The sequence below is a fragment of the Pelatocladus sp. BLCC-F211 genome (assembly GCF_041928655.1).
In the GTDB taxonomy this organism is placed as follows: Bacteria; Cyanobacteriota; Cyanobacteriia; order Cyanobacteriales; family Nostocaceae; genus Pelatocladus.
Genome location: NZ_JBHFLM010000069.1, coordinates 1 through 23161, shown reverse-complemented (window position 1 = coordinate 23161; position 23161 = coordinate 1). Strand labels below are relative to the sequence as shown.

Sequence of the window (23161 nt, the reverse complement as noted above, 5' to 3'; positions counted from 1 at the left end):
TGGGTTACTCTGCGATCAGCCGCGCAGGGCGCGTCTACGTTCCTCAAACGCCAGGTGCTACAACTCTTGGGACCCCCGCAACGCACTGGCTCCCCAACCTACGCTAGTTTTAGTTTTTAGCCTTAACTGAACCGTATTGGAGTATAAATGTCAATATATTTGTTTTATCCAAGTAGTATTGGGTGTTTAATAACAAGAATTAATTCTAAGCTTTTATTTATAAAGGATTAGTAAACATTTATCTTTTAATGCTATTCCAAAATAATTAAAAAAGTCACTAAAAAATTACCATTGATAATTAATCATAATAAAATCAAAATATAATAATTATTATGAGCTAATTTTTTGTTGATTGAATAATTTTTGTCATTCGTTTAATTGAGGATCTATCTCTATATATAGTGAATATCCAAATCTTTGTATTACCTTAAAAACAGGGATGTAGAAATAGATTTTTTGATGTTAAATGTAGATATTGCCAAAATTGGCTCAATATGGGCAAAACCCATCATCTATAAAAGTAATATTGTTTGAGGAGTGAATGTGAATAAGATTGTTTTTAATCCAGGAGTAGTCGGTTTAGTTAGTGTAGCAACTGTTGCGGTTTTAGCTGGTGGTTTGCCTGCTGTTGCTCAAACGGCTGACTCTGCTAGCATTGAAACAGACGCAGTTACTGTAACAAGTAATGCAGTAGAAAATTCAGTAGTATCCGATTCTAGCCAAAATCAGGAACAGTTTTCGGCGATCGCTACACCAGAAACAGATAGTCCGACATTTACACCCGTTCCTGGTACAGTAGCAACATCATCTGCGGCACTTACGACTCAAAACCAAGAGCAAAATCAACAGCCAAGTACTCAATTATCTGCTCCTGCTCCTAAAGTAGCGCAATCAGATATTCTTCCAGGTCGAGCAACTCGTGGAGGATCTAGCTATATCGGTGTAGCAGCAAACATTGGTTTGAATGGTGGTGAATCCTCTTTAGGTGATGGCAATTTTATGGTCATTAGCAAAGTTGGTCTGTCAAGAAGTTTATCTGTCAGACCATCAGCAGTGTTTGGTGACAACACCACAATTCTAGTTCCCATCACCTACGATTTTTCCCTCCAGCAGTTAGGAGATACTTTTAATCAACCTGTACCAATTTCTCCTTACGTCGGTGGTGGTGCAGCGATTAAAACAGGTGATGACTCTGAGTTTACTTTTCTTTTATCTGGTGGTGTAGATTTTCCACTGAGCGATCGATTCACCGCAACAGCAGCGATCAACGCAGCATTTTTTGATGACACTGATATCGGCTTAACACTCGGAGTAGGTTATAACTTCGGTATATAAAAAATAGGGGATCGGGGATTGGGGATTGGGGACAAGGAAAGGGAGACAAGGAGGACAAGGAGGACAAGGAAGAAAAGGAAGATGAAACAAGGGGAAATCACTTTCTATTGATTTTCCCCAATCCCCGATCCCCGATCCCCGATCCCTACTTCGGACTAACCTGCTCAATAGTCTTGATTTTGCCATCATCGCCCACTGTCCAAACATCGTAGACACCAACCACATCGCCATTTTGGTCAATATCTACGTTACCGCTAGCTCCTTGGTAATTTATATCTTTACCTTCTTTGAGTAATTTCAAACCTTCGCATACGTCACTAACCTCTACACCAGGAGCATTAGCAACCTCACGGATTTTACTGGCGATTCCGACGCCTGTGTTTTCCTTCGCAGCTTGAGCAGATAGGACTAATAAAGCAGCCGCGTCCCAACCATGGGGAGTGTATGGTGCTGGTGCAAATTTCCTTTTCTCTTGCCAAAGCTTAGTAAAAGCTTCTAGTCCTTTCCCATTGGAACCGGGAACTGTACCTATGGCTCCAGCAACAATGTATTTACCATCTTGAGTTTTACCAACTCTATCTGGGAATGTATCTGATTTTACACCGTCAGTCAACATGATCTGCACCCCTTGAGTCCCACCTTGCTGGTATGCGGATTTCAGAAATAGAGATCCGGTTTCTTCGTAGAATACGCCTAGTACTGCATCTGGCTTACCTGCAAAAGCCGCTTGCGCTTCGGTATCAAATGTAGTGGCTTTGGGGTCATAGCGAACGGGGTTGTTTTTGTTAACTACGGTTCCCCCTAATTTTTCAAATGCTTGTACAAATGCTTTTTCAAAGCCTACACCATAGTCATTGTTAATCACGACGGTGGAGACTCTCTTAAAACCTTTTTTATTAGCAAGTTGGGCTAAAGCTTGAGCTTGGTAGGTATCTGGAGGTGCAGTACGCGCCCAATAGCCTTTATAGTCACCTTTTGTTGCCTTTTCGGTAAATACGGGGCTGGTGCTACCGGGAGAAACCAGCATAACTTTATTCGGTACAGCAATGGAGATGGCTGCACTAGAAACACTACTAGCAAAGGAACCAACTACACCAGCAACTTTATCTAAGGTCGCCAGCTTTGTCATACCAGCAGCACCAGCTTTGGGATCAGTTTGATCGTCCACTGCGACTACAGTCACTGGTTGTCCATTAACGCCACCACAAGCATTGACGGTATTTACGAGTAGGGGAACAGACTCTACCATCTGCTGTCCGATCGCAGCTAAGTCACCAGTTGTTGGTAGCAGTGAACCTATTTTTAAACCTTCTGTAGTTGCAGCTACTGGGGTACTAGTGGCTCCACTATCATTGGTATTCTGGGGATTACTAGAAGATTGGCTGTTCGTATCACCACAAGCTGCGACTAAAACCCCTGTTGTGAAAGTAATTATGGCTAAAGCAAAGGCATTAATAGTTTTTTTCATATACTTCGATTACACTCCTATTTTGCTCAGAAGCTTATCATTTACAGATGCAAGTTAATTTCTTAATTGCAAGATAAGTTTAATCTGTGATTTCTAAACCGTAAATAATAGCATCTGCCAATAGGAGTAAAGTAGTTAATTTTTTCAAACTCTAAATAAAATAGAGACGCGAGCTATCGCGTCTCTACCTGAGAACGGAGAGGGAGGGATTCGAACCCTCGGTACGGCCTTTCGATCCGTACAACAGATTAGCAATCTGCCGCTTTCGACCACTCAGCCACCTCTCCACCTATGTCGAATATAAATACTAGCAGATGTTTAGATGTAAGTCAATAGTCATTGGTCATTGGTCATTGGTCATTGATTTATAGTTACTACTTGTTACAAAGGACAAATGACAAATGACAAATGACTAAATCTATAACACTTGCGATCGCAACCACGCTAATGGCAAGCTGCCTAGCTTTTGCCACTGAGGCACGTAAGCACGCTGATTGAAAACGTTGTAGTCGTTACGCTCAATCTTTTCCAAAATTCTACTGTATTGCATGAGAGCCGCCCATACAGGCAACCGCGCATCTGGAGAGAGGTAGCTAATTCCCTTTTCTGCTTTTTTGTAAAATTGGCGAGTGCGAGCGATTAAATAACGCATCAGGGAACGCCAGCGTTCATCCACCACCCCTTTGAACAAATCTTCTTCAGTGTAATTAAATCGCGCTAAATCCTCTAGGGGGATATAAATTCTTCCCCGTCGTGCATCCTCATGTACATCCCGTAGGATATTGGTGAGTTGACTGGCAATTCCGAGTGCGATCGCTTCTTCGGTGGGAATATAAGGTGGTTGATTGCGGTTCCAAGGAGCGGTGTTTTGCTTGGTATCGACTCCCATGACCGCCGTTGACATTAGTCCTACCGTACCAGCAACACGGTAACAATACAGGTATAAATCGTCAAAATTTTCGTAGCGACTGCGGTGTAAGTCCATACGCTGACCGGCAATCATATCCCGAAAGGGCTGGATATCTATCGCAAAGCGCTGGAGGGTATCCACTAAAGCTACATCAAAATTATCTACTGGATGTCCCGCAAAAATGGCTTCCAGCTGCTGTTCCCATTTATCTAAAGTTTCTGGTGTGGTAATAGCAGCCGCCGGGCCATCTACCAATTCATCGGTACGGCGACACCAGGCATAAATTGCCCATATGGCTGGACGTTTTGCCTTACTCATCAGCAAAGTGCCAAGATAAAAAGTTTTGGCGTACTTTGCTGTAATTTGACGGCAAAGTTGATAGGACTCATCCACAGAGACCGGCGGTTTCATGCGCGGGGGGGAATCAGACAGTTGCAGCATTCGTTGCGGGCTGGGGGGTTTGCATTTGCAGGTTTGATGAATTTGCCACTGAGTGTCCTTCAGCAATTACCTGCGCTGTCAGCTTACCAGAAAGCACAGCACCTTCCATACTACCGAGATAGGGTTGCATAGTGTAACTCCCACTCAGAAAGAAGTTGCTGATCGGTGTTTGCTGAGAAGGACGATACTGTTGACGACCAGGAGTTGCTTTATAAACTGAACGCGGCGTTTTGACTACATGATATTTCAGCAATTTTGCTGGATTGTCTCCGTGAAAGTGTGAGGGAAAGAGTTTTTGCAATTCGGCAAGAGTTACCTGCAAAATCTCTTCATCGGATTTGGCAATCCAATCTTTTGCCGGAGCCAAAACCAATTCCAGCATAGAGCGCTCAGGATTGGTGTACCCACGGCAGGTATTGCTCATATCAGCGTAAACGCTGAGTAGAGGCGAGCGCGAAAATAGCAACTGGTCTATATCAGTAAGTTTGCGGTCAAACCACAACTGCAAGTTTATCACAGGCACGCCCTCTAACCCTTCCAGCTTTTGGAAGAAGTCATTTTCCTTCCAAGAATCTGGTACCATCACCTTCATGATGTCTACTGGCATTGCCGAGACGTAAACATCAGCAGTTTCTACATAATCTGCTGCTCCATTGAGTCCCCGCATCAAGAACCCTTTCACCGTACCGTCTTCATTGAGCAAAATTTCTTTTAATGGGGCATTTAACCGTACTTCTCCGCCACGTGCTGTAATGTAATCTACCAATGGCTTACAGAGACGTTCTGTTGGTGAACCATCCAGAAAAGCCATTTTTGAGCCATCTTTTTGTTGGAGGAAGCGATTCAAGGCAGTCAGTAATACTATGGCTGAAATTTCATCTGGGTTGATAAAATTTAGCGATTTTGAGGCAGCAATAAAAATATCTTGTTGCACATCCTCGCTGACTCCTTGCTGTTTGAGCCATTCGGAAAAAGTATATTGATCTGTGGAGTCAACATACTTTTGTCCTCGGAGCATCGCGGGAACTAATCCCTTGGCTAGCTCGATTTTTTCTCCCCAACTGAGCATATCGTTGTTCCGCAAAATTGCCACAATCCCATTTAAAGGTGCTGGCAATTCTGGAAAATCAAACCTACTGTATGTTCCTGGTTTTTCTGGTTGGTTGAAGATCATAGTGTGTTTTTTCCACTGCAAATGGTCTTCAATACCCAGTTCTTTCAGTAGCTGCAACATGTTGGGGTAAGCCCCAAAGAAGACATGCAAACCAGTTTCGTACCAGTCGCCGTCTGCATCTTGCCAAGCAGCTACTAACCCTCCTAGTACGTCCCGGCTTTCCAGAACAATGGGGGTGTAACCTAAATCTGTCAGATATTTTGCACAGGAAAGTCCTGCTAGTCCAGCTCCGGCGATCGCTACTCGCATTTAACCTTACTGCTCTTCAATATTTCTTAAGGGTTTTGCCGTACTCATTATACTTTGCAAACCGTTACATTTGTGTTTTGTCATTGGTCATTTGTCATTTGTCATTGGTCATTGGTCATTTGTCATTGGTCATTTGTCATTGGTCATTGGTCATTTGTCATTGGTCATTGGTCATTTGTCATTGGTCATTTGTGGGTTTGTGTTCTATTTTCTCCCTTGTCCTGCTTGTCCTGCTTGTCTCTGAGTTCTTCACCTCACACAAACTCTCCCTTCGCTACCATCACTACTTTTCCTCCTACATTTACGTCTATGGTTGTATCTTTTTGCTCGGCTCGCAGCAAAATTAAAGAAGGTCTGTTAATTTCATATCCCTGCTCAACTCGTAGATTAATTTCTGATTTGCCGAAATAAGAATATTGAACTAAATAGCCAGCTAAACATCCATTGGCACTACCAGTAGCAGGGTCTTCCGGTATGCCGATATAATCACAGAATACGCGCACATTCAGATCATTCTCTGGTTTGTATGTTTCTGGGCAAAATACAAGAATACATTTCGCATCCATACTATTAATCAGTTCAAAATATTTCTCTTTATTGACCTGAATTCGCTTGACAGATTCCAGAGTCTTTAGAGGGACAATAATAAAGGGAACTCCTGTAGAAACTGCTTGAATTGGAAAACGAGAATCGATCTCTTGTGACTGTATTCTCAGAACTTCAGCTATTGTTTGGCTATCCAATATTTGATGAAAAGTTGGCGCTTTTTGCTGCATCCACAAATATTCACCAGCAGCATTCGTGTCATCGATTGTTACTGGTATTTGCCCAACTTGTAAGTTTAATAAAATTTTTTTAACTGAACTTTGAATAATCTCTTTTTGGAGGATATAAGCTGTGCCTAAAGTAGGATGACCTGCGAAAGGTAGTTCTTGATTAGGTGTAAATATTCTTACATCATATCCTCCAGATACTGTTTCGGTTGAAGTCACAAATGTAGTCTCAGAATAGTTCATTTCTTTAGCGATTTCCTGCATTTGCTCTGAAGACAGATTAGCAGCATTGGTAAAAACAGCTAGTTTATTACCAGTATATTTTGCTTCAGCAAACACATCGGCAATGTAAAAAACAAGACTTGTCATTTCTTTACAATACGTAATAAAAAAGTTGGTTGTTAGCAGATTTTTGCATGTTTACTAGGCTTGATTTGTATCTCTTATAAAAAATTTAAATTGAAAAACCAGTATAATTTGCCTTTCATATCTAAAAATTTTATGAAACTTTGATTTGCTTATTGAGCATTAACGGTATAAGATGATCCCTGCTGGTAATCGCTCATTTGGTGTGTATCTAGACAATGCATATTCTTCTCAAAAGGAAAGAATTTATGCACAAATAGTTGTTAAGAAACTTGGGAAAACATAAATAAAGTTGCACCTGTAGGAAGGTGCTGTGTTCTGAACATTGACAATAACCATGATATTGTTTGGACTACTTTGGGTTACATCCTGGATTGGTTCATTTTTGTCTTTGAATCAAAGCTTGCCACCAAGCATTGCATCAAAAGTTGATTCGACAAAAATTTCTGCCAATATAGGTAAACTGGTTAGTAAGCCTCATCCATTTTTTGTACAGCCAAAGCAACCAGTAAAATTTTGGACTACGACGCTACTACCTACACGTTTTTTGAAAATAGATTGGAGAGACAAGACATCAAAACCTATCAGAAATAAACCATCAAATGCTTTGAAAGCAAAAGCTAAAAGCAGCAAAAATCAATTTTGCTCTTCCCTCCAACTGACTGAAATTCGACAGCCTTTTGTCAAAACTGCCAAGAATTTATCAGCCGCTACATTTATAGAAGCAACTTCTACCCAACCAGATTTTCTCGCAGATAAGATTTTGCGTTCCTCCTTGAGGACGCTACATCTAGCACAATCACTGCATAATTTCTTCCGTTTTTCTAGTGCTTTTGAACCAGTTTTGAGTTTTTCTTCAGCTTTCCCCGTAGCTGTTGTGCATCGCGACGAAAGTAATTACGAAGTCTGGGTGAATAACCGTTTGATTGCAAATGTACCCAATAGATTACAAGCAAGTTTGATGCAACAACGTTTGCGGCGACTGTTGCAGTCACCAAATCTAAATGCATCACAGCTGCAACCAGCATTAGTTGATGGTGTCCCAGCATTAATGTCAGGAAATCGCTATCTGTTTGGCATTAACAAACAAATTACCCAAAAAGCCAACCGAAGCGCTGAATTATTAGCAATTGAATGGACGAATAACCTGCGTATCGCGATGAGCGCACCCGCATTATCACTTGTAGAAGGTCAATTAGAGATGTATGGCTTAAAGCCTTCCCAGAAAAAGATGTATGGCTTGGCTTCTTGGTATGGCCCATTTTTTCATGGCCGCTTAACGGCAAATGGTGAAATATTCAATCAAAATGAATTGACAGTTGCTCATAAATCCTTGCCTTTTAATACCTTTTTAAAAGTGACTAACTTGCAAACTGGTAAAGCAGTGATTGTGCGAGTAAACGATCGCGGTCCTTATATTCCTCCTCGCAGTCTGGATTTGTCACGAGTCGCGGCTCGTTGCATTAACAGTGAAATAGCCGGAGTTGTACCTTATGAAGCAGTGATTATGCAACCAAATGAAGCAAAAATAACTCTCAAAAATCTGAACCTGAGTCTGAAAAATCAGAAATCTCATAAAAAGCTGGCAATTGTCACGGATTTTTGACCAAAATTAATACTGATCAGTAATCCCTGAACTAAACTCTCGGCTAAGAGTTCAAACTTGCTCAAGCGAATTAAGATTCTTGGTGATGTTCCCCCATTTTTTCAGAGTTAAAATCGGTTAAAATTTTTTCTTAGTCAATTGGGGTTAAAAGCCTAAGTACAAACGCAAAGGGACGCGGAGCGGAGTTTTAGTGTCAAAGTTTCGCCATGAATTTATGCACTTTTGTACTAAGTTTACTCTAACTAGAGTTGTTGGAAATCCTGAAAAATCTGAGTAGGAAGGAACCCATAATGGCAGCAGCGCCAGATTTGCATCGTTTTGGACATCATTTAATCGTCGGTATTTCTGATACTAAATTAAACGATGATGATAAACGTATTCTGAGCGAACTCAAACCAGTGGGGATTATTTTTTATGCTAAGAACTTTAGTTACGGTGTTCACTACGAAGAATGGCTGCAAATCTATCAGGATCTAGTTAATCAAATTCGGCAATATGCTGAACGTGATGCGATGCTGATGACTATTGATCATGAAGGTGGTAGTGTCCATCGTCCATATTTACCAATCACTCGATTTCCCCATGCTTTTTTGTTGCAGTCCCGTGCGCGTGAAGTCGCTAAAGCAGCAGGGGTAGAACTGAAATCATTAGGAATTAATCTATCTTGGGCGCCTGTAGCAGATATTTTCTCTAATCCTGATAACCCAATTATCGGACCTCGTGCTTTTGGTATCACCCCAGAAACTGCTGCTGCTGGTGCGCGTGATTATTTTCTGGGATTGCGGGAGGCTGGAATTATTGGTTGTGCTAAACACTTTCCTGGACATGGAGATACCAGCACAGATTCCCATCTAGAGTTACCGATACTGAATTTAACAATAGGAGAACTACGAAATCGCGAACTTATACCCTTTCAAACACTCATCGCCGAAGAAGTACCGATGATCATGACTGCTCATATTTTATTCCCTCAGATAGATCCTAATGTGCCTGCGACACTTTCCCAGACGATCTTGACAGAAATACTCAGAGAAGAATTGAATTTTGCAGGGGTGATAGTATCTGATGATTTAGATATGAAAGCAGTCTCAAAGATGTATTCTAAAACTGGGACTGTGGCGCAGACATTTAATGCTGGCTGTGATTTATTCATTGTCTCGCGCAATCTACCTTCATCATCTGTGGAACGCACTTTTGCGATCGCTCAAGATTTTGTCAATTCTCTCAGCAATTCTAGCCTTGATGAACGCATTGTGGAAGCAGCAAGAATGCGAATTGATAGCCTAGTTGCCACGACTCCCCAGTACTCAGTTTCAACCCTAGATCAAGAAACACTCAAGCAACATGCAGAATTAGCGATCGCTTGTGCTTTTAAAGTGACATAGGCTTGTATCTCGACAAGGCGATCGCATTTTTAGCAACTTGGTTTTAGAATCAGTCACACATCACCACATCGCGTTAAATTATTAATTATGAGCTAGAGAATAAATTAATGGCCTGGGTTTTTTTGTTTTTGGCGATCGCTTGTGAAATCTTTGGGACTATTTCTCTAAAATTGGCAAATGGCTTCTCAAAACCAATGTACTTAATGGGTGCAGTTACTGGATATCCTTTAGCATTTAGTTTTTTTGCATTCTCCCTTAAAACAATTGAAGTTAGTGTTGGGTATGCTGTCTGGTCTGGAATAGGAATTATCGGGACATCAATATTGGGTGCAATTTTATTTCAAGAACATATCAGCCCAGCCAAAGCTTTATGTATTAGCTTTATTTTTGTAGGAGTTATTGGTATAAATTTAATTAAATATTAGTAAATTTATGAGCTAATTAATTGAGAACTCATAAAATATAGCAACATTGATGAAATTGTAACAATAAACACGCAACTGCTGGAATAATCCTGTAGAGTTATGTCATGAAAAGCTAATAATTTGGATGCAAATAATTTGAGTGTAAGAGAGTGTTTTAAAAGTCTCATTTAATACTATCCATAACTTCCAGAAGTCACGATTATACAGACAAAACCTAACTATACCAATTTTATATTTTTGATTTTCCATTAGTCCGCATAAGTGGATTAATTTTTTTAGTAGCAAATTATATTTACCCAAGAGTTTCCAAACATACTGTCAAGTTAAGTTATTGAAACACAGATAAATTGCTTTGGAATATCTGTAACAGTACACTGTAAATTGTTAGGAGAAGGCTTATGGTTTCCCCTACAGAAATTGAAATCAAGTTGTATGAAGCCTATGATGCAGGCTACCAAGTTTTTCTGAAAAATTGGCAAGTTAACCGCCAAGTTGGTCTTGATTTGATGCAAAAATACCTCAAGCCACAGCCCCCACAAGTAGCTGTGTTAAGTGTAGGAGCTGGACCAGGTGATTTTGATGTACAGGTGATCCGTACTCTCAAGCAAAAAATACCAAAAGAATTCAAGCTTCGTTATGTCGCTGTGGAACCAAACCATTTACATCGACAGCGTTATGAACAAAAAATTAATCCCTCAGAGTTTGCTGATGTTGATTTAAAAGTTCATCCAGAAAAAATTGAAGAATTTTGGACAGATGAAAAGTTTGATATTATTCACTACACCCACTCGATGTATCATATGCCAGATCACGAGCCGCAGCTTGTGCAAAAAGCAATGGAAATGCTAAAAGATAATGGCTTTTTGATCATCACTCTTGATACTAGAGAAGCCGTTATCTTTGACACCATCTTTAAATATGCTGCTCTCACAGGAGAGGGATTCACAGATATGCTACAAATGGAAGCAATGCAGACAATTGTAGATGATCTGGGATTGTCCTATGAAGTGGTAAATTATCCAGAATACATGGATGTGACGCTTTGCTTTGAAGAAAATTCGTCAGCAGGGAAAGTGCTGATGGATTTCTTCTGTCAAGCAGATTCCAGCCTACTTTCTGATGAACAACGGCAAGAAATATTACATCTGTTAGCGTCTAATATGAGTGAAAAGGACGGTAGGAAAGTGGTTCCACTACCTGCTGCAACAATGGTTATCTGCAATTGATACTCTGCGCTCTGAAGAGACGCAGATTTTTGGTTCATCCCAAATCTACTGCTATCCGATGAGCGCAAGCAAAACCAGAAAACGCTACTGCATTCAAACCCTGTCCAGGAAAAGTACTATCTCCCACACAATAAAGTCCTGGTATTGCAGTTCTATTAAACGGCATTGCTAGTAACCCCCGCAATTTGCGTCGAGGAATCGGCCCATAAGTACCATCATCACGGCCTAAAAAACGACGATGAGTGCGTGGTGTTCCCACTTCTAGGTAATCTAACCCTGTATCTAAACCCGGAAAAATTTTCTCCAAACGTTCAAGAATTCGCCTAGCAGCTTTTTCTTTTTTTGCTTCATAATCCTTTACAGACAGACCTTGCCAATCATCTATCCAATGTGGTGTAAAAGCGTGAATGATATGATGATCAACTGGTGCTAAATCTGGGTCAAGCAACGTGGGAATCGACACAAAAATCGTACCTTCCGGGTCTGCCATTTTCTCCCAGTCTTCCAACAAAATGTGATGACATTCTGTCTTGGCAGGTAAACTAGAGGCCTTGATGCCCATGTGCAAACTCAAAAAACTAGGTGATTTCTCATAGTTTTGCTGCCATTTTTTCTCATTAGCTAAAATTTTCTCTTGCGGTAGTAATTTCTCAAAAGTATCCCAACGTGTAGCATTAGAAACAATGTATTTGGCACGGTAGATTTGGCCATTAGCTAATTTTACACCTACGGCTCGTCCCTTTTCTGTGAGTATTTGCGTGACTCTAGCTTGGTATTTAATCTGACCTCCCGTCTGAATTAGCCCTTCTACAAGCTTTTGAGCTATTTGACCCACACCACCCTTGGGATAATTCACACCACCATAATGCCTGTCGGAAAACACCATTCCCGCATTGATCATCGGTGTCATATCGGCCGGTACTACCGACCAGCAATAGCATTCCATATCGATAAATTTCAACAATAGGGGATCTTTAATATGGCGTCGCGCTACATCCCCCACATTTTGTGGCAAATACCTTAACAAACTTAAACAAGCCCAAGGATGCTGAAAAAACATCCGCATCAAATACCGTGGCTCTTCCAGAGATAAAAGCTCCATGCTATTTAAGCAATTAAATACTCGCCAACATTCGTCATAAAATCGACGAATACCCTTGACTTCGTGGGGAAAATAGGATGTTAGATTTTGTAAAAAATTTTCGTAAGTCCGCTCAACTTTTAGATCAAGACTGTTGGGCAGATGATAATGAATCTGTACAAAATCGGGAATGACTTCTAAACTGACGTTTACAGCATCTAAAGCACGGGTGAGTAAATTGGTTGTACCGCGTTGTCCAAACCCGAAAATCATGGAAGCGCCAACATCGAAGCGATAACCTTGACGTTCAAAATAGCCCGCACTACCACCTGGAATAAGATAGCGTTCTAAAACAAGTACTTTAGCTTCTTTTGCAGCCAATTGAGTTGCTGTCACCAGACCACCAATTCCAGAACCAATAATGATTGCGTCGTAATGGGAATCGGGGAAGAGATTTTTATGCATGGTGGTTGCTTTTAGGATGTAAGGGTATAAGGGTGTAGGAGTTTATGAAACGATGATTATTCTATTAGTTTTATAGTCATCACTCATTGCTGGATTAAATACCCACATCTGTCAGAGTCCCAGGTTCCCCAATTTCCAATCCCTAATCCCCGTTACCCCTTATCCCCAGAGGGGGCCCCACCTTCCCCGATCCCCAACCAAAAAAAAAGAGGGACAAGCCTGCGATCGCTGGCCAATCCCGTCTGCCGATCCTTAAAGAGAGGAGAACACTGACTGTTAATATAACTTTGATTGAGAATAACTGTCAACTATTAATGAAAAAAATTATCAATAATTTTTTGCGAGTTTCGATTTTAGCTGATAGCCGGATATCAGAAAGGGTATTATGATGTTTCAGTCGTTGTACAATTACAGAACGCCTAATTCCGTCTATGACGCTACAATTGCGTGTTTATGTTCCACCACATCCCTTAATCAAGCACTGGTTAGCAGTTGCCCGTGATGCTGCCACGCCTTCAGTATTATTTCGTAGTGCGATGACAGAATTGGGACGCTGGCTTACTTATGAAGCAGCTCGAGAATGGTTGCCGACTCAAGATACAACAGTACAGAGTCCTTTAGCTGAATGTCCTGCAACTTTGATCAATCCAGAAGTTCCAATGGCAGTGGTGCCGATTTTGCGAGCAGGCTTAGGATTGCTAGAAGGAGCGCAAACACTACTACCCTTGGCATCAATTTATCATCTTGGTTTAGTGCGGGACGAAACCACTCTACAACCATCTTCTTACTTGAACAAACTTCCAGAAAAATTCCATCCTCAAACACGGGTATTAATTACCGATCCGATGTTAGCCACAGGTGGATCAATTATGAGAGCAATGGAAGAATTGACACAACGGGGAGTTGACCCGTCCTTGACTAGAATCGTTTGCGTAGTTGCAGCTCCTCCAGCTTTACAAAAATTAAGTGCGGCTTATCCAGGTTTAATAATTTACACTGCGACCATAGATGAGCAAGTAAATGACCGGGGATTTATTGTTCCAGGTTTAGGAGATGCAGGCGATCGCACCTTTGGGACTTAAGCTAGTATGCAGCTAGAACTGGAAAGTAACCAAACAATCCAAAAGTCCAGCTTTTCTTATTGGCGGTATATAGATATGAGTCAGCGTGATGGTTTTGCAAGTGGTTTTTTCTTCGGTGCGATCTTTGGTAGTGTAGTCGGCGGTATTGTAGGCGCAGTCGTTGCTTCCAGAAGCGATAGTGAACTAGAAGCCCAACCAGAAGAGCAACTCTCTCCCAACCAAACAGAAGCCAGAAAATCCCTGCGGCGGCGTCATATGAAAGCCTCAGAAACCGACAGCATGGAGATGGAAACAGCACGGCGATCGCTAGAAGATAAAATAGCCCAGTTAAATGCCACAATAGATGAAGTGCGGCAGCAGCTAGGCAACGTTAATAGCAACTCAGCTCAGGTGATCAATGAAAGATCGCTCACCAAGGATATTTGAGAGTTGGGGAGACAAGGGAGACAAGGGAGACAAGGGAGACAACTTCTCAGTGATCAGTGATCAAATTAAACTGGTAACTGTTAACTGTTAACTGATTCATGCCCAATGCCTGATTGACTTCTCCCTTCTGGTGAAAACATACACGATTACCTGAGCTACCTTAAAATCTAAAATATAAGACCAAAATAGACATTTACGCAGGAAAGGAAACTAACCCATCCATGTACTTACTGATTTCCACATTGGCTACTTTCATCAATATTTATAGTACCCTCCTGATTATTCGGGTTCTATTGACTTGGTTCCCCAACATCAACTGGTACAACCAACCATTTGCTGCTTTGAGCCAAATTACTGACCCTTATTTGAACATTTTCCGTAATATTATTCCCCCCTTGGGCGGAATAGATTTTTCCCCAATATTGGCGTTTTTACTACTCAATATCGTTGGTTCTTTGTTAATACAGGGTGGAAACTCTTTGGCAAGCCTGCAATCATTTGGGTGAATGCAGAGCAAAAAATATATAACTTTGTTGTAGAGATGTTGATTATCTAGCGTCTCTACAATTCATAACTCAGGATGTAGCCAGTTAAAAAGCCCCAAAGAAGCAACAGTTCCAACAAAGTGAGCAGTAATACCACTCATACTTGCCATAGCAACAAAAATGTCAAGTGAGCGAATCACACGATTCGGGTCATATATTGCTACTCCTTGTGGCTGGGCGATAGATTTTGAGAGTAGAACACCCAAACCTGATCCTGTTCCTAGAATTGTTAACAACATTCCTACAAAGCCTGCAATCACAGCAACCCGTAATACTTTCATTACCTCTGCTTTTGGTGGATGCAAAGCGGGATTGGGATTACGAAGTCGTTTGGCAAAGCGAGTCAGGCGAAAAGTTAGGTAAAGAGTAAATAAGAGAGCTAAAACACCACAAATTCCCCAAAAGATGCTGATACTAAGTCCAGGGGTTGTACCTTGAGTGTAGATTCTAACTGGTAATCCTGGAGCAGGTGTTACTGCTTGACTGAAACTACGACCTGAGATAGCAAATATCAACATTAGTACGGAAGTTGCTCCCAACCCAAGCTGTAACCACAAGCTAACCCAACCAACAAGGCGCAAAATGTTAGCAATTCTTTCTATTTTGGGATTAAGAGTGTGTACTTCCGATTGGGCTTGCATAGTCATGATTATTTAATGGGAGTAGAACAAGATAAAGTCTTTTCTACTTCAACCATAGGTATGTTTTTTAAGAATAACGACCTTCTCAAGTAAGAAAGGTAGCTATGCTGGAGTCAGAAGGGATGAATTAAAATTAAGCATCTTTTAGTTCGCCGTCCTTCCTCGCACGGTTTAACTCTTCTTCACAAAGAACTTCTATTAAATTCGACAGCGAACGTTTCCGAATCTTGGCTAATCGTTCCAAGTCAGACTTTAATGTTTCGTCCAAATAAAGCGACATTCGCTTTTTGGCTGTAACCACAGATGACACCATAACGCTACTCCAAAACTATACTCCCTTCTTTGTAGCGCTAGGGTAGCACTAAAGTAAAGTACATAAGATGCTTTAATAGCATTAAAGTAATGCTACTCTATTAATAGAGAAAGCGCCCTGTCTGGAAAACGAAGCGCTTTTCTATTCCAAATATTCATGGAGATTTCTATTATGACAAATTTTTGTAAATTACCCAGCAGAGGCTGGGTTAATTTGACATACGTTCGCACAGTTCGATTTTTTTATAAAATCTATTTTGTGAGGCTTCCACTATTTTCTTGTCAGGTGATTTGGAGTAATGGTGATAGAGAAAAATTTGTGGGTGCAGATGCTAAAGCTTTAGCCCAGGCACTTAGCAAAACTATTTTTACTGCCACCAATAAACGTAGCCGCATGAATATCAAAGATTTGAGCTAACCACAACAGGCGTAGAATTACATTAAGATAACGTACAAATCAACAGCAGTGGTCTGGCAACCGAAAATTGCTGAGTGTAGATTGACGCGGAGATTCAGTGATACGGGGACGGGGAGAAAGTCTACCCAGCAGGGAGACAAGGGAGACACATCGGACACGAGGAATACAGATGAAATACTCACGGCGTCACTGTGTTTCCCTTTCTCCACGTCTTCACAAGCGTCAGCGCGTCTCTTCCCATTCCCGACTTTCAAGACAGTTGCATTACATTTCATTAACTTACCCAACTTTTTGCTTGACAAACTGTCCTCAAACCCCAACACTCATAACTCAAATCTGATTTTTCAGACGCGTCATGGTGCGTCTTTTCCAAACCTATGACTGTTGTAAAAACTCAACTACCAAGATTTTTAAATTTTGCTAAAAGTCCTAACCTATCTCAGAAATTAATGATTGTGGGGGTAGTGATTAGCATCTTATTTATATTTATAGCGTTATTTGCTCCTGTATTTCAGGCTTGGGGATGGTTACAAGATCCCACAGATTTCTTGAGTAATCCCATTCATAGTCCACCTTCAGCCAAGCATTGGTTTGGTACTAGTCGTCTTGGTTATGATGTCTTCTCACGCACGATATTTGGTATCCAAGCAGCGTTGCAAGTGGTTTTGTTAGCAACAGCACTGAGTATGGTTGTGGGTGTGCCTTTGGGGATGGTGAGTGGCTATGTTGGCGGTAGATTGGACAAAACTTTGCTGTTCCTGATGGATAGCATCTATACGCTACCGGGGTTATTGCTTTCGGTAACACTGGCGTTTGTAGTGGGACGGGGAATATTAAATGCTGCGATCGCCATTAGCATTGCTTACATTCCCCAATATTACCGTGTTGTTCGTAATCATACCGTTAGTGTCAAAACAGAAGTATATATAGAAGCAGCCCAAGCGATCGGTGCTAATACTTGGCAAGTACTTTCTCGCTATCTGTTTTTTAACGTTATTCAAAGCGTACCCGTACTCTTCACCCTCAACGCCGCCGATGCAATTCTAGTTTTGGGTGGTTTGGGCTTTTTAGGTTTAGGATTACCCGAAGAAGTACCAGAATGGGGACGTGACTTAAAACAAGCTTTGGAAGCACTACCCACAGGTATTTGGTGGACTACCCTCTTCCCCGGCTTAGGTTTAACATTCATGGTTGTAGGGTTATCACTACTCGGTGAGGGGTTAAACGAATTTGTCAATCCTCGTTTGAGGAAAGAAAATGGAATCCGGAAATAGTTAAGGGATTGGTGATTGGGGAATCTCTACGGTGTACACACAAGTCGAAAAATATAACCAACCTTGGCTTGAATTTGGTAGGGTGCGTTATGGACGGAACGTCGTAACGCACCGAAAACCACCGGATGGTGCGTTGCGCTGTGCGACAACACACCCTACAAAACTAGTTCCCAGTCCTCAACCCCCAATCCCTAATCCCCAATCCCCGATCCCTTTATATTTAGTGAGGAATTTGTATGAATGATAAACTTTCTTTAGTTGCTGCTACTGCTGGCGGTTTTATGCTTTCTGTTGCTTTGGCTGGTATTTTACGAGGTGCGCCGGTTACATCTTGGCAGGTACAAGCAAATTTGGGTTCAACTCCAGTGATGTATGTAACTCGAACTACACCATACACGAGTGAAATAATTCAGAAAAATAGTAATTATAGATAGTTGGTTGTTGATTGTTGTTTGGACAATTAACTATTAACAATAACTTATGAGATCAGTGTGGTGGGAGCAGAAGTAATTGGTATTGACCTGGGGGGAACAGCAATTAAACTGGGACGGTTTACAGTTGATGGTAGTTGCCTAAAATCCTTGACTGTCGCAACTCCCCAACCAGCAACTCCAGAAGCGGTAATAGTAACAATGGTGGATGCGATCGCCCAATTAGATCCACTGAACCAGGCTATTGCTATTGGTGTTGGTACTCCCGGCCCTGCGGATGCAACTAGGCGCATTGCCAAATTAGCTATTAACCTGCCAGGATGGATTGATGTGCCTTTGGCGCAGGCTTTAGAAGCGAAAATAGGCAAACTAACTATCCTTGATAATGACGCCAATTGTGCGGGTTTGGGAGAAGCTTGGTTAGGAACCGGTCGCCACTTTCAAAATTTTATTTTGTTGACTTTGGGGACTGGTGTTGGTGGCGCAATATTTATTGATGGTAAATTATTTACCGGTCATTATGGTGCTGCTGGGGAATTGGGTTTAATCACATTTAACCCAGATGGACACGTATGTAAGAGTGGTAACAAAGGTTCGTTAGAACAGCAGGTTTCAATTACAGCAATTCGTCGCCGAACAGGGAAAGATCCTTCCGAATTAGGCGTTTTGGCACAAGCTGGAGACAACGACGCCTTAATTTTTTGGCAAGAATACGGTAGAGATTTAGGTATTGGTTTAACAAGTTTGATTTACGTACTGACACCACAAGCGATCGTCATTGGTGGCGGTGTCAGTGCTAGCGCTAAGTTTTTTTTACCAGCAGCCAAAGCAGAAATCGAGAAACGAGTTTTGCCTACATCTCGCCTAGATTTACAAATCTTAGCAGCCGAATTAGGTAATGCTGCGGGAATGCTGGGTGCAGCGAAGTTGGCGTGGCAGATGGTGGAGAGGGAAGGGGGAGAAGGGAGACAAGGGGGACAAGGGGGACAAGAGAGATGAGGGAGAAAAACCAACCACTAACCACTAACCACTACCACTAACCATTAACCAACTTATTCAATTTTTTTCAAATCTTGGAGAACTTCAGTCGCCGAGTGATAGCGATCGCTAAAGTGATAGCTTACCATTTTATCCAAAATTTCTGCTAGTTTCTCGCTAATTTTTACGCCATGGCGCCATTCTACAGTACCAGTTTCAGGATGAGGATGGAGTTCGTGTGGTGGGATTCCGGTAATTGCTTGAATCGCAATCATCCCCAAAGCATAAATATCACTGGATAATCGAGGATGACCAGCAAATTGTTCTGGTGGTGCATAACCACGTGTTCCAATGGCTACTGTAGCTAATTCGGTTTGTTCACTAGATTTTGGTTGCATCATTTTCACTGCGCCAAAATCAATTAGCACTAAGCGATTATCTGTATCAGACCTAATAATATTACTCGGTTTAATATCCCGATGAATCACACGATGTTCGTGAACAAATACCAAAACTTCTAATATCCCTTTTAATATCTCGATGAGTTCAGATTCAGTTTTGATATTGTGATGGGGTGGTAATTCATCACTCAGTGCATGTCCAGAAATATATTCTTGTACTAAATAAAATTCGTTATTCTCTTCAAAATATGCTAATAATTCTGGGATTTGATGATGCTTTCCCAAAACTTCTAAAATATCTGCTTCTGCATCAAATAATCTTCTCGCAACTTGCATAAATCTGGTATCTCGCCGGGCTGGCATTAGTTGTTTGACAACACAAATTGGATTACCCGGACGTTGGGTATCTTTTGCTAAATAAGTACAACCAAATCCACCCGAACCAAGTACTTTATGAATCTGATAACGTCCACCTAAAAGAAAATCACCAGTGACTTTTTCTGGGTTATTACCTGTGGTGTCAGAATGGACGTGTTTGTCATAAATGCGTGTCGTTTCTTTTAAAAGTGTATTTAATTGTTCTATTGCTTCTTTTTGTTTTTCAACTTGTAAAATAATTACTTTAGTTTGTTGTTGAGTTTGGTAAGTACTGTAAGCCATCACACTCACACCACTCAACACCAAAGCTACAGCAGGCGGTATAATTGGCAACCATGCCCCTTGCAAAAATAGCAAATAGCAAACACCCACTAAACTACCTAAAGACACACTCCCAGCCAAACCCAGACGCATAGGATATCGCAGTCGCCATGCTAAAAAACCACCCAGCATCGACCATCCCCACACCCAAACAGCTTCAGCCCAGTTTGGTAAGTACCAAATTAGGTGGCGATTACCCAATACTGTACTGATAATCTGACTTGCGATCTCTGCATGAATAAACACAGGCGCTATTCTCAGTGGATACTTAGCTGAAGCACTGTAGGGTGTATAAAAACCTGGATGAACACTACGGGCAGTAGTACCAATAATGACGAGACGGTCTTTAATCCAATTGGGATCTACTTGATTCTTTAAAACTTGTGTGAGAGTAACTTGTTTTGCAAATTGAGATGGATCACGGTAATTGAGTAGAATTTGATAACCTGCTGCGTCTATATTTTCATAGCCACCTGCATCTTCTGATAAACGCGGAAATAGAGTTTTACCCAAATAAAAATGATCTTGATCAGGGAAACTATATTTAATGCCTTGTTTTTCTAAGTAATTAATAGCTAAGAGGGCAGCAAAAGAAAATCGTGTTTGACATTTTTTGTCATTGGAAGCAGCAAATAACAAACTGCGGCGCACAATCACATCTTCATCGTCAGAAATCACATCACTAAAGCCGACTTGGTCTTTGGGGAAATTTGGTGGTGGTGGAATTTCTGGACTGCCCATACTGCTGAATGTGCAGTAAGTGATAACATTATCTAGATTGGAAAGACCAGCCCCTAAATTTTTCTGTTTGGAACGATCAATACTTAACCCAATGACACGCGGTTGATAAGACTGGATTTTAACTAATAGCTGATTGATAATTTGATCTGGCAGAGAAAAATCTTGTGAACCCAAATCCTCTTCAGTGACACTAACTATTAACAGGTGAGGATCTGGTGCTTCAGCAGGGCGTAGCCGTATCATTTGGTCATAAGCACTTAATTCCCAAGTCTGTAACCATTTGAGATGGCGAACTCCCAGCACTAAGACAGTAACTCCGACACTGGTGATCAAAATAGTTTGCAGCCAGCTTCTAGTAGTGGTGTCCTGAGAACCTCTATCTTTTGTCGTTAAAGCAGTGCGGAGTTTCCTGAATAGTGTAATCACGGTTTAGTGGCAATAGCCAGAATATGGTAGATGGTGCAAACAGGCAATAAGAGATTATCCCAAATATCTATCAATGTAGCAATTAGTGGGTGCTAGGTGATTGTTGGTTAGTTAACACTTCACCTTCGTTGCACATTATTTCGCAAATTATCTACTTCAACCAAAATCCTTGTAGAGATGTGAAATATCGCGTCTCTACATTATTTTTCAACAGATATCTAATCATCCATCCTTCATTTTTCATTGTTCACTTGTACTCTACCCTTAGCAAGGTGATAATTAACGCTGTTGGTTTTGGCATACAAGGGGAATAAATTTATGGATTATGATTTGAAAGCGTTAGCAGAACTTTACAAAAACATACTTTTTAACGATATACTTCCTTTTTGGGAAAAACATTCCTTGGACTGGGAGTACGGCGGCTATTTTACCTGCCTAGATCGTCAGGGTAAAGTTTACGATACAGACAAATTTATTTGGTTGCAAAATCGTCAAGTATGGACTTTTTCGATGCTTTGCAATCAGCTAGAAAAACGTGAAAATTGGTTAAATATTGCTCGCAACGGTGCTAACTTTCTCGCTCAACATGGTAGAGATGCTGATGGTAACTGGTATTTTGCCCTAACTCGTACAGGCGAACCACTAGTACAACCTTACAATATCTTTTCTGATTGTTTTGCTGCCATGGCATTTAGTCAATATGCGCTTGCTTCTGGTGAAGATTGGGCAAAAGATGTAGCAATGCAAGCTTACAATAACGTTTTGCGGCGTAAAGATAATCCCAAGGGTAAATATACTAAAACCTATCCTGGCACACGCCCGATGAAATCTTTAGCTGTGCCAATGATTTTAGCTAATCTAACTTTAGAAATGGAATGGTTGCTATCTAGTAAAATCCTAGAAAATGTTCTAGTTGAAACTGTCCAGGAAGTAATGACTGATTTTTTAGATCAAGAAAAGGGGCTAATGTACGAAAGTGTTGCTCCCGATGGTTCACATATTGATTGTTTTGAAGGACGGTTAATTAACCCCGGTCATGGGATTGAGGCGATGTGGTTTATTATGGACATTGCCCGTCGCAAAAATGATACTAAAACTATTAATCAAGCTGTTGATGTGGTGTTGAATATTCTCAATTTTGCTTGGGATAATGAATATGGCGGCTTGTATTATTTTATGGATGCAGATGGTCATCCACCACAACAATTGGAATGGGATCAAAAGCTGTGGTGGGTGCATTTAGAATCGTTAGTTGCCTTAGCGATGGGTTATCGTTTGACGGGGCGGGAAATATGTTGGGAATGGTATCAAAAAGTACATGATTATGCATGGTCGCACTTTGCTGATCCAGAATATGGTGAATGGTTTGGTTATCTCAATCGCCGTGGAGAAGTGCTTTTGGATCTCAAAGGAGGAAAATGGAAAGGCTGTTTTCATGTACCGCGTGCTATGTATCTTTGTTGGCAACAATTTGAGCTGCTGTTGAGAAGCTAGAGTAAAAACAGATTTATCTAATGGGTGTCCTATGAATGCTGTTACACCGAGGCGATTCACAATTGACGAATATCATCGATTGATAGAACTGGCATTTCTGACGGAGGGCGATCGCATTGAATTAATTCGTGGAGAGCTGATCCAAATGACTACAAAGGGAAGACCACACACAGTTTGTAATTCTATCTTGTGCCGTCAACTAGATCGAATTTTAGGCGATCGCGCTGTCATTCGTGGACAAGATCCGATTACCAAAAACCTGGGTCTAAAGCCTCGTCCTTCTAGGACGACTTTGATGATATTATGTTTTTAGCGGTAAAGCGCACAGATAAAAAACGAAGTAGGTCAAGTGGACAACTCCTGATCCAGAACCCTGGTAGTATAAATCC

21 protein-coding genes, 1 tRNA gene and 1 pseudogene are annotated in these 23161 nt (G+C 41.2%); 14 read left to right on the top strand and 9 right to left on the bottom strand.

The genetic code is table 11. The features are described from left to right. Positions 1-543: 543 nt before the first annotated feature. Positions 544-1335 (top strand): hypothetical protein, encoded by a 792-nt coding sequence (locus ACE1AT_RS08255; RefSeq protein ID WP_374867146.1) that lies wholly within the window; start codon positions 544-546, stop codon positions 1333-1335. A 145-nt stretch (positions 1336-1480) separates the two neighbouring features. Here ACE1AT_RS08255 and ACE1AT_RS08250 read toward each other — a convergent pair whose 3' ends face one another. The 5 genes from ACE1AT_RS08250 to ACE1AT_RS08230 all read right to left on the bottom strand — a co-directional run bounded on the left by ACE1AT_RS08250 (position 1481) and on the right by ACE1AT_RS08230 (position 6719). Beyond that, positions 1481-2803 carry an ABC transporter substrate-binding protein gene (locus tag ACE1AT_RS08250; RefSeq protein ID WP_374867143.1) on the bottom strand — a complete coding sequence of 441 codons (1323 nt, stop codon included), beginning with the start codon at positions 2801-2803 and terminating at the stop codon, positions 1481-1483. A gap of 195 nt (positions 2804-2998) precedes the next feature. After that, positions 2999-3090: transfer RNA gene (locus ACE1AT_RS08245), tRNA-Ser, on the bottom strand. 131 nt (positions 3091-3221) lie between these two features. Further along, positions 3222-4154 (bottom strand): 15-cis-phytoene synthase CrtB, encoded by a 933-nt coding sequence (gene crtB, locus ACE1AT_RS08240; RefSeq protein WP_374867141.1) that lies wholly within the window; start codon positions 4152-4154, stop codon positions 3222-3224. Continuing rightward, the gene (gene pds / locus ACE1AT_RS08235; RefSeq protein WP_374867139.1) at positions 4138-5577 is read right to left on the bottom strand and encodes a 15-cis-phytoene desaturase; all 1440 of its coding nucleotides are present in this window, start codon (positions 5575-5577) and stop codon (positions 4138-4140) included. Before pds ends, crtB begins: the two co-directional genes overlap by 17 nt. Positions 5578-5831: 254 nt before the next feature. Next, complete coding sequence (locus tag ACE1AT_RS08230; RefSeq protein WP_374867137.1) at positions 5832-6719, bottom strand: PhzF family phenazine biosynthesis protein; 888 nt, start codon at positions 6717-6719, stop codon at positions 5832-5834. 334 nt (positions 6720-7053) lie between these two features. Between ACE1AT_RS08230 and ACE1AT_RS08225 the strand changes: the two genes are divergently transcribed. The 4 genes from ACE1AT_RS08225 (at position 7054) to ACE1AT_RS08210 (ending at position 11358) form a co-directional block, all read left to right on the top strand. Continuing rightward, positions 7054-8322 carry a septal ring lytic transglycosylase RlpA family protein gene (locus tag ACE1AT_RS08225; protein WP_374867134.1) on the top strand — a complete coding sequence of 423 codons (1269 nt, stop codon included), beginning with the start codon at positions 7054-7056 and terminating at the stop codon, positions 8320-8322. Between the two features lie 290 nt (positions 8323-8612). Next, positions 8613-9707, top strand: coding sequence for a beta-N-acetylhexosaminidase (gene nagZ / locus ACE1AT_RS08220; protein WP_374867131.1), 1095 nt, complete (start codon positions 8613-8615; stop codon positions 9705-9707). A gap of 107 nt (positions 9708-9814) precedes the next feature. Beyond that, a complete protein-coding gene (locus ACE1AT_RS08215; RefSeq protein WP_374867129.1) occupies positions 9815-10132 on the top strand; it encodes a DMT family transporter in 318 nt (105 codons plus the stop codon). 398 nt (positions 10133-10530) lie between these two features. Further along, positions 10531-11358 carry a class I SAM-dependent methyltransferase gene (locus ACE1AT_RS08210; RefSeq protein ID WP_374867127.1) on the top strand — a complete coding sequence of 276 codons (828 nt, stop codon included), beginning with the start codon at positions 10531-10533 and terminating at the stop codon, positions 11356-11358. 34 nt (positions 11359-11392) lie between these two features. On the opposite strand, the gene crtH is transcribed toward ACE1AT_RS08210, so the two are convergent. Further along, positions 11393-12904, bottom strand: coding sequence for a carotenoid isomerase (crtH, locus tag ACE1AT_RS08205; protein ID WP_374867125.1), 1512 nt, complete (start codon positions 12902-12904; stop codon positions 11393-11395). A 431-nt stretch (positions 12905-13335) separates the two neighbouring features. Here crtH and upp point away from each other — a divergent pair, with 431 nt between their 5' ends. The 3 genes from upp (at position 13336) to ACE1AT_RS08190 (ending at position 14918) form a co-directional block, all read left to right on the top strand. Beyond that, a complete protein-coding gene (gene upp, locus ACE1AT_RS08200; protein ID WP_374867123.1) occupies positions 13336-13986 on the top strand; it encodes a uracil phosphoribosyltransferase in 651 nt (216 codons plus the stop codon). 75 nt (positions 13987-14061) lie between these two features. After that, the gene (locus ACE1AT_RS08195) at positions 14062-14412 is read left to right on the top strand and encodes a hypothetical protein (protein ID WP_374867150.1); all 351 of its coding nucleotides are present in this window, start codon (positions 14062-14064) and stop codon (positions 14410-14412) included. A gap of 221 nt (positions 14413-14633) precedes the next feature. Further along, positions 14634-14918, top strand: a complete 285-nt coding sequence (locus ACE1AT_RS08190; protein WP_374867120.1) for a YggT family protein — start codon at positions 14634-14636, stop codon at positions 14916-14918. 62 nt (positions 14919-14980) lie between these two features. On the opposite strand, the gene ACE1AT_RS08185 is transcribed toward ACE1AT_RS08190, so the two are convergent. Both ACE1AT_RS08185 and ACE1AT_RS08180 read right to left on the bottom strand, forming a co-directional pair. Further along, the gene (locus ACE1AT_RS08185) at positions 14981-15598 is read right to left on the bottom strand and encodes a DUF3611 family protein (RefSeq protein ID WP_374867148.1); all 618 of its coding nucleotides are present in this window, start codon (positions 15596-15598) and stop codon (positions 14981-14983) included. A 133-nt stretch (positions 15599-15731) separates the two neighbouring features. Then, on the bottom strand, positions 15732-15911 hold the full coding sequence (locus ACE1AT_RS08180; RefSeq protein WP_374867117.1) for a hypothetical protein: 180 nt from the start codon (positions 15909-15911) through the stop codon (positions 15732-15734). Positions 15912-16082: 171 nt separating this feature from the next. On the opposite strand from ACE1AT_RS08180, the gene ACE1AT_RS08175 reads away from it, so the two are divergent. The 4 genes from ACE1AT_RS08175 to ACE1AT_RS08160 all read left to right on the top strand — a co-directional run bounded on the left by ACE1AT_RS08175 (position 16083) and on the right by ACE1AT_RS08160 (position 19032). After that, positions 16083-16328 carry a hypothetical protein gene (locus ACE1AT_RS08175; protein ID WP_374867115.1) on the top strand — a complete coding sequence of 82 codons (246 nt, stop codon included), beginning with the start codon at positions 16083-16085 and terminating at the stop codon, positions 16326-16328. 377 nt (positions 16329-16705) lie between these two features. Beyond that, complete coding sequence (locus ACE1AT_RS08170) at positions 16706-17602, top strand: ABC transporter permease (protein ID WP_374867113.1); 897 nt, start codon at positions 16706-16708, stop codon at positions 17600-17602. Between the two features lie 236 nt (positions 17603-17838). Continuing rightward, on the top strand, positions 17839-18036 hold the full coding sequence (locus tag ACE1AT_RS08165) for a hypothetical protein (protein WP_374867111.1): 198 nt from the start codon (positions 17839-17841) through the stop codon (positions 18034-18036). A gap of 57 nt (positions 18037-18093) precedes the next feature. Further along, positions 18094-19032, top strand: coding sequence for an ROK family protein (locus tag ACE1AT_RS08160; protein WP_374867109.1), 939 nt, complete (start codon positions 18094-18096; stop codon positions 19030-19032). A gap of 53 nt (positions 19033-19085) precedes the next feature. Here the strand turns inward: ACE1AT_RS08160 and ACE1AT_RS08155 are convergent, their stop codons facing one another. Beyond that, a complete protein-coding gene (locus ACE1AT_RS08155; RefSeq protein WP_374867108.1) occupies positions 19086-21278 on the bottom strand; it encodes a CHASE2 domain-containing protein in 2193 nt (730 codons plus the stop codon). Between the two features lie 318 nt (positions 21279-21596). On the opposite strand from ACE1AT_RS08155, the gene ACE1AT_RS08150 reads away from it, so the two are divergent. Together ACE1AT_RS08150 and ACE1AT_RS08145 are read left to right on the top strand one after the other, a co-directional pair. Further along, complete coding sequence (locus tag ACE1AT_RS08150) at positions 21597-22772, top strand: AGE family epimerase/isomerase (protein WP_374867105.1); 1176 nt, start codon at positions 21597-21599, stop codon at positions 22770-22772. A gap of 31 nt (positions 22773-22803) precedes the next feature. Further along, a pseudogene (locus tag ACE1AT_RS08145) lies at positions 22804-23052 on the top strand (Uma2 family endonuclease); the annotation flags it as partial. Between the last annotated feature and the right edge of the window lie 109 nt (positions 23053-23161).

Coding starts and splice junctions, on each gene's coding strand:
- ACE1AT_RS08250 (WP_374867143.1), bottom strand. CDS start 2,803: ATGAAAAAAACTATTAATGCCTTTGCTTTAGCCATAATTACTTTCACA.
- crtB (WP_374867141.1), bottom strand. CDS start 4,154: ATGCTGCAACTGTCTGATTCCCCCCCGCGCATGAAACCGCCGGTCTCT.
- pds (WP_374867139.1), bottom strand. CDS start 5,577: ATGCGAGTAGCGATCGCCGGAGCTGGACTAGCAGGACTTTCCTGTGCA.
- ACE1AT_RS08230 (WP_374867137.1), bottom strand. CDS start 6,719: ATGACAAGTCTTGTTTTTTACATTGCCGATGTGTTTGCTGAAGCAAAA.
- ACE1AT_RS08225 (WP_374867134.1), top strand. CDS start 7,054: ATGATATTGTTTGGACTACTTTGGGTTACATCCTGGATTGGTTCATTT.
- nagZ (WP_374867131.1), top strand. CDS start 8,613: ATGGCAGCAGCGCCAGATTTGCATCGTTTTGGACATCATTTAATCGTC.
- ACE1AT_RS08215 (WP_374867129.1), top strand. CDS start 9,815: ATGGCCTGGGTTTTTTTGTTTTTGGCGATCGCTTGTGAAATCTTTGGG.
- ACE1AT_RS08210 (WP_374867127.1), top strand. CDS start 10,531: ATGGTTTCCCCTACAGAAATTGAAATCAAGTTGTATGAAGCCTATGAT.
- crtH (WP_374867125.1), bottom strand. CDS start 12,904: ATGCATAAAAATCTCTTCCCCGATTCCCATTACGACGCAATCATTATT.
- upp (WP_374867123.1), top strand. CDS start 13,336: ATGACGCTACAATTGCGTGTTTATGTTCCACCACATCCCTTAATCAAG.
- ACE1AT_RS08195 (WP_374867150.1), top strand. CDS start 14,062: ATGAGTCAGCGTGATGGTTTTGCAAGTGGTTTTTTCTTCGGTGCGATC.
- ACE1AT_RS08190 (WP_374867120.1), top strand. CDS start 14,634: ATGTACTTACTGATTTCCACATTGGCTACTTTCATCAATATTTATAGT.
- ACE1AT_RS08185 (WP_374867148.1), bottom strand. CDS start 15,598: ATGCAAGCCCAATCGGAAGTACACACTCTTAATCCCAAAATAGAAAGA.
- ACE1AT_RS08180 (WP_374867117.1), bottom strand. CDS start 15,911: ATGGTGTCATCTGTGGTTACAGCCAAAAAGCGAATGTCGCTTTATTTG.
- ACE1AT_RS08175 (WP_374867115.1), top strand. CDS start 16,083: ATGACAAATTTTTGTAAATTACCCAGCAGAGGCTGGGTTAATTTGACA.
- ACE1AT_RS08170 (WP_374867113.1), top strand. CDS start 16,706: ATGACTGTTGTAAAAACTCAACTACCAAGATTTTTAAATTTTGCTAAA.
- ACE1AT_RS08165 (WP_374867111.1), top strand. CDS start 17,839: ATGAATGATAAACTTTCTTTAGTTGCTGCTACTGCTGGCGGTTTTATG.
- ACE1AT_RS08150 (WP_374867105.1), top strand. CDS start 21,597: ATGGATTATGATTTGAAAGCGTTAGCAGAACTTTACAAAAACATACTT.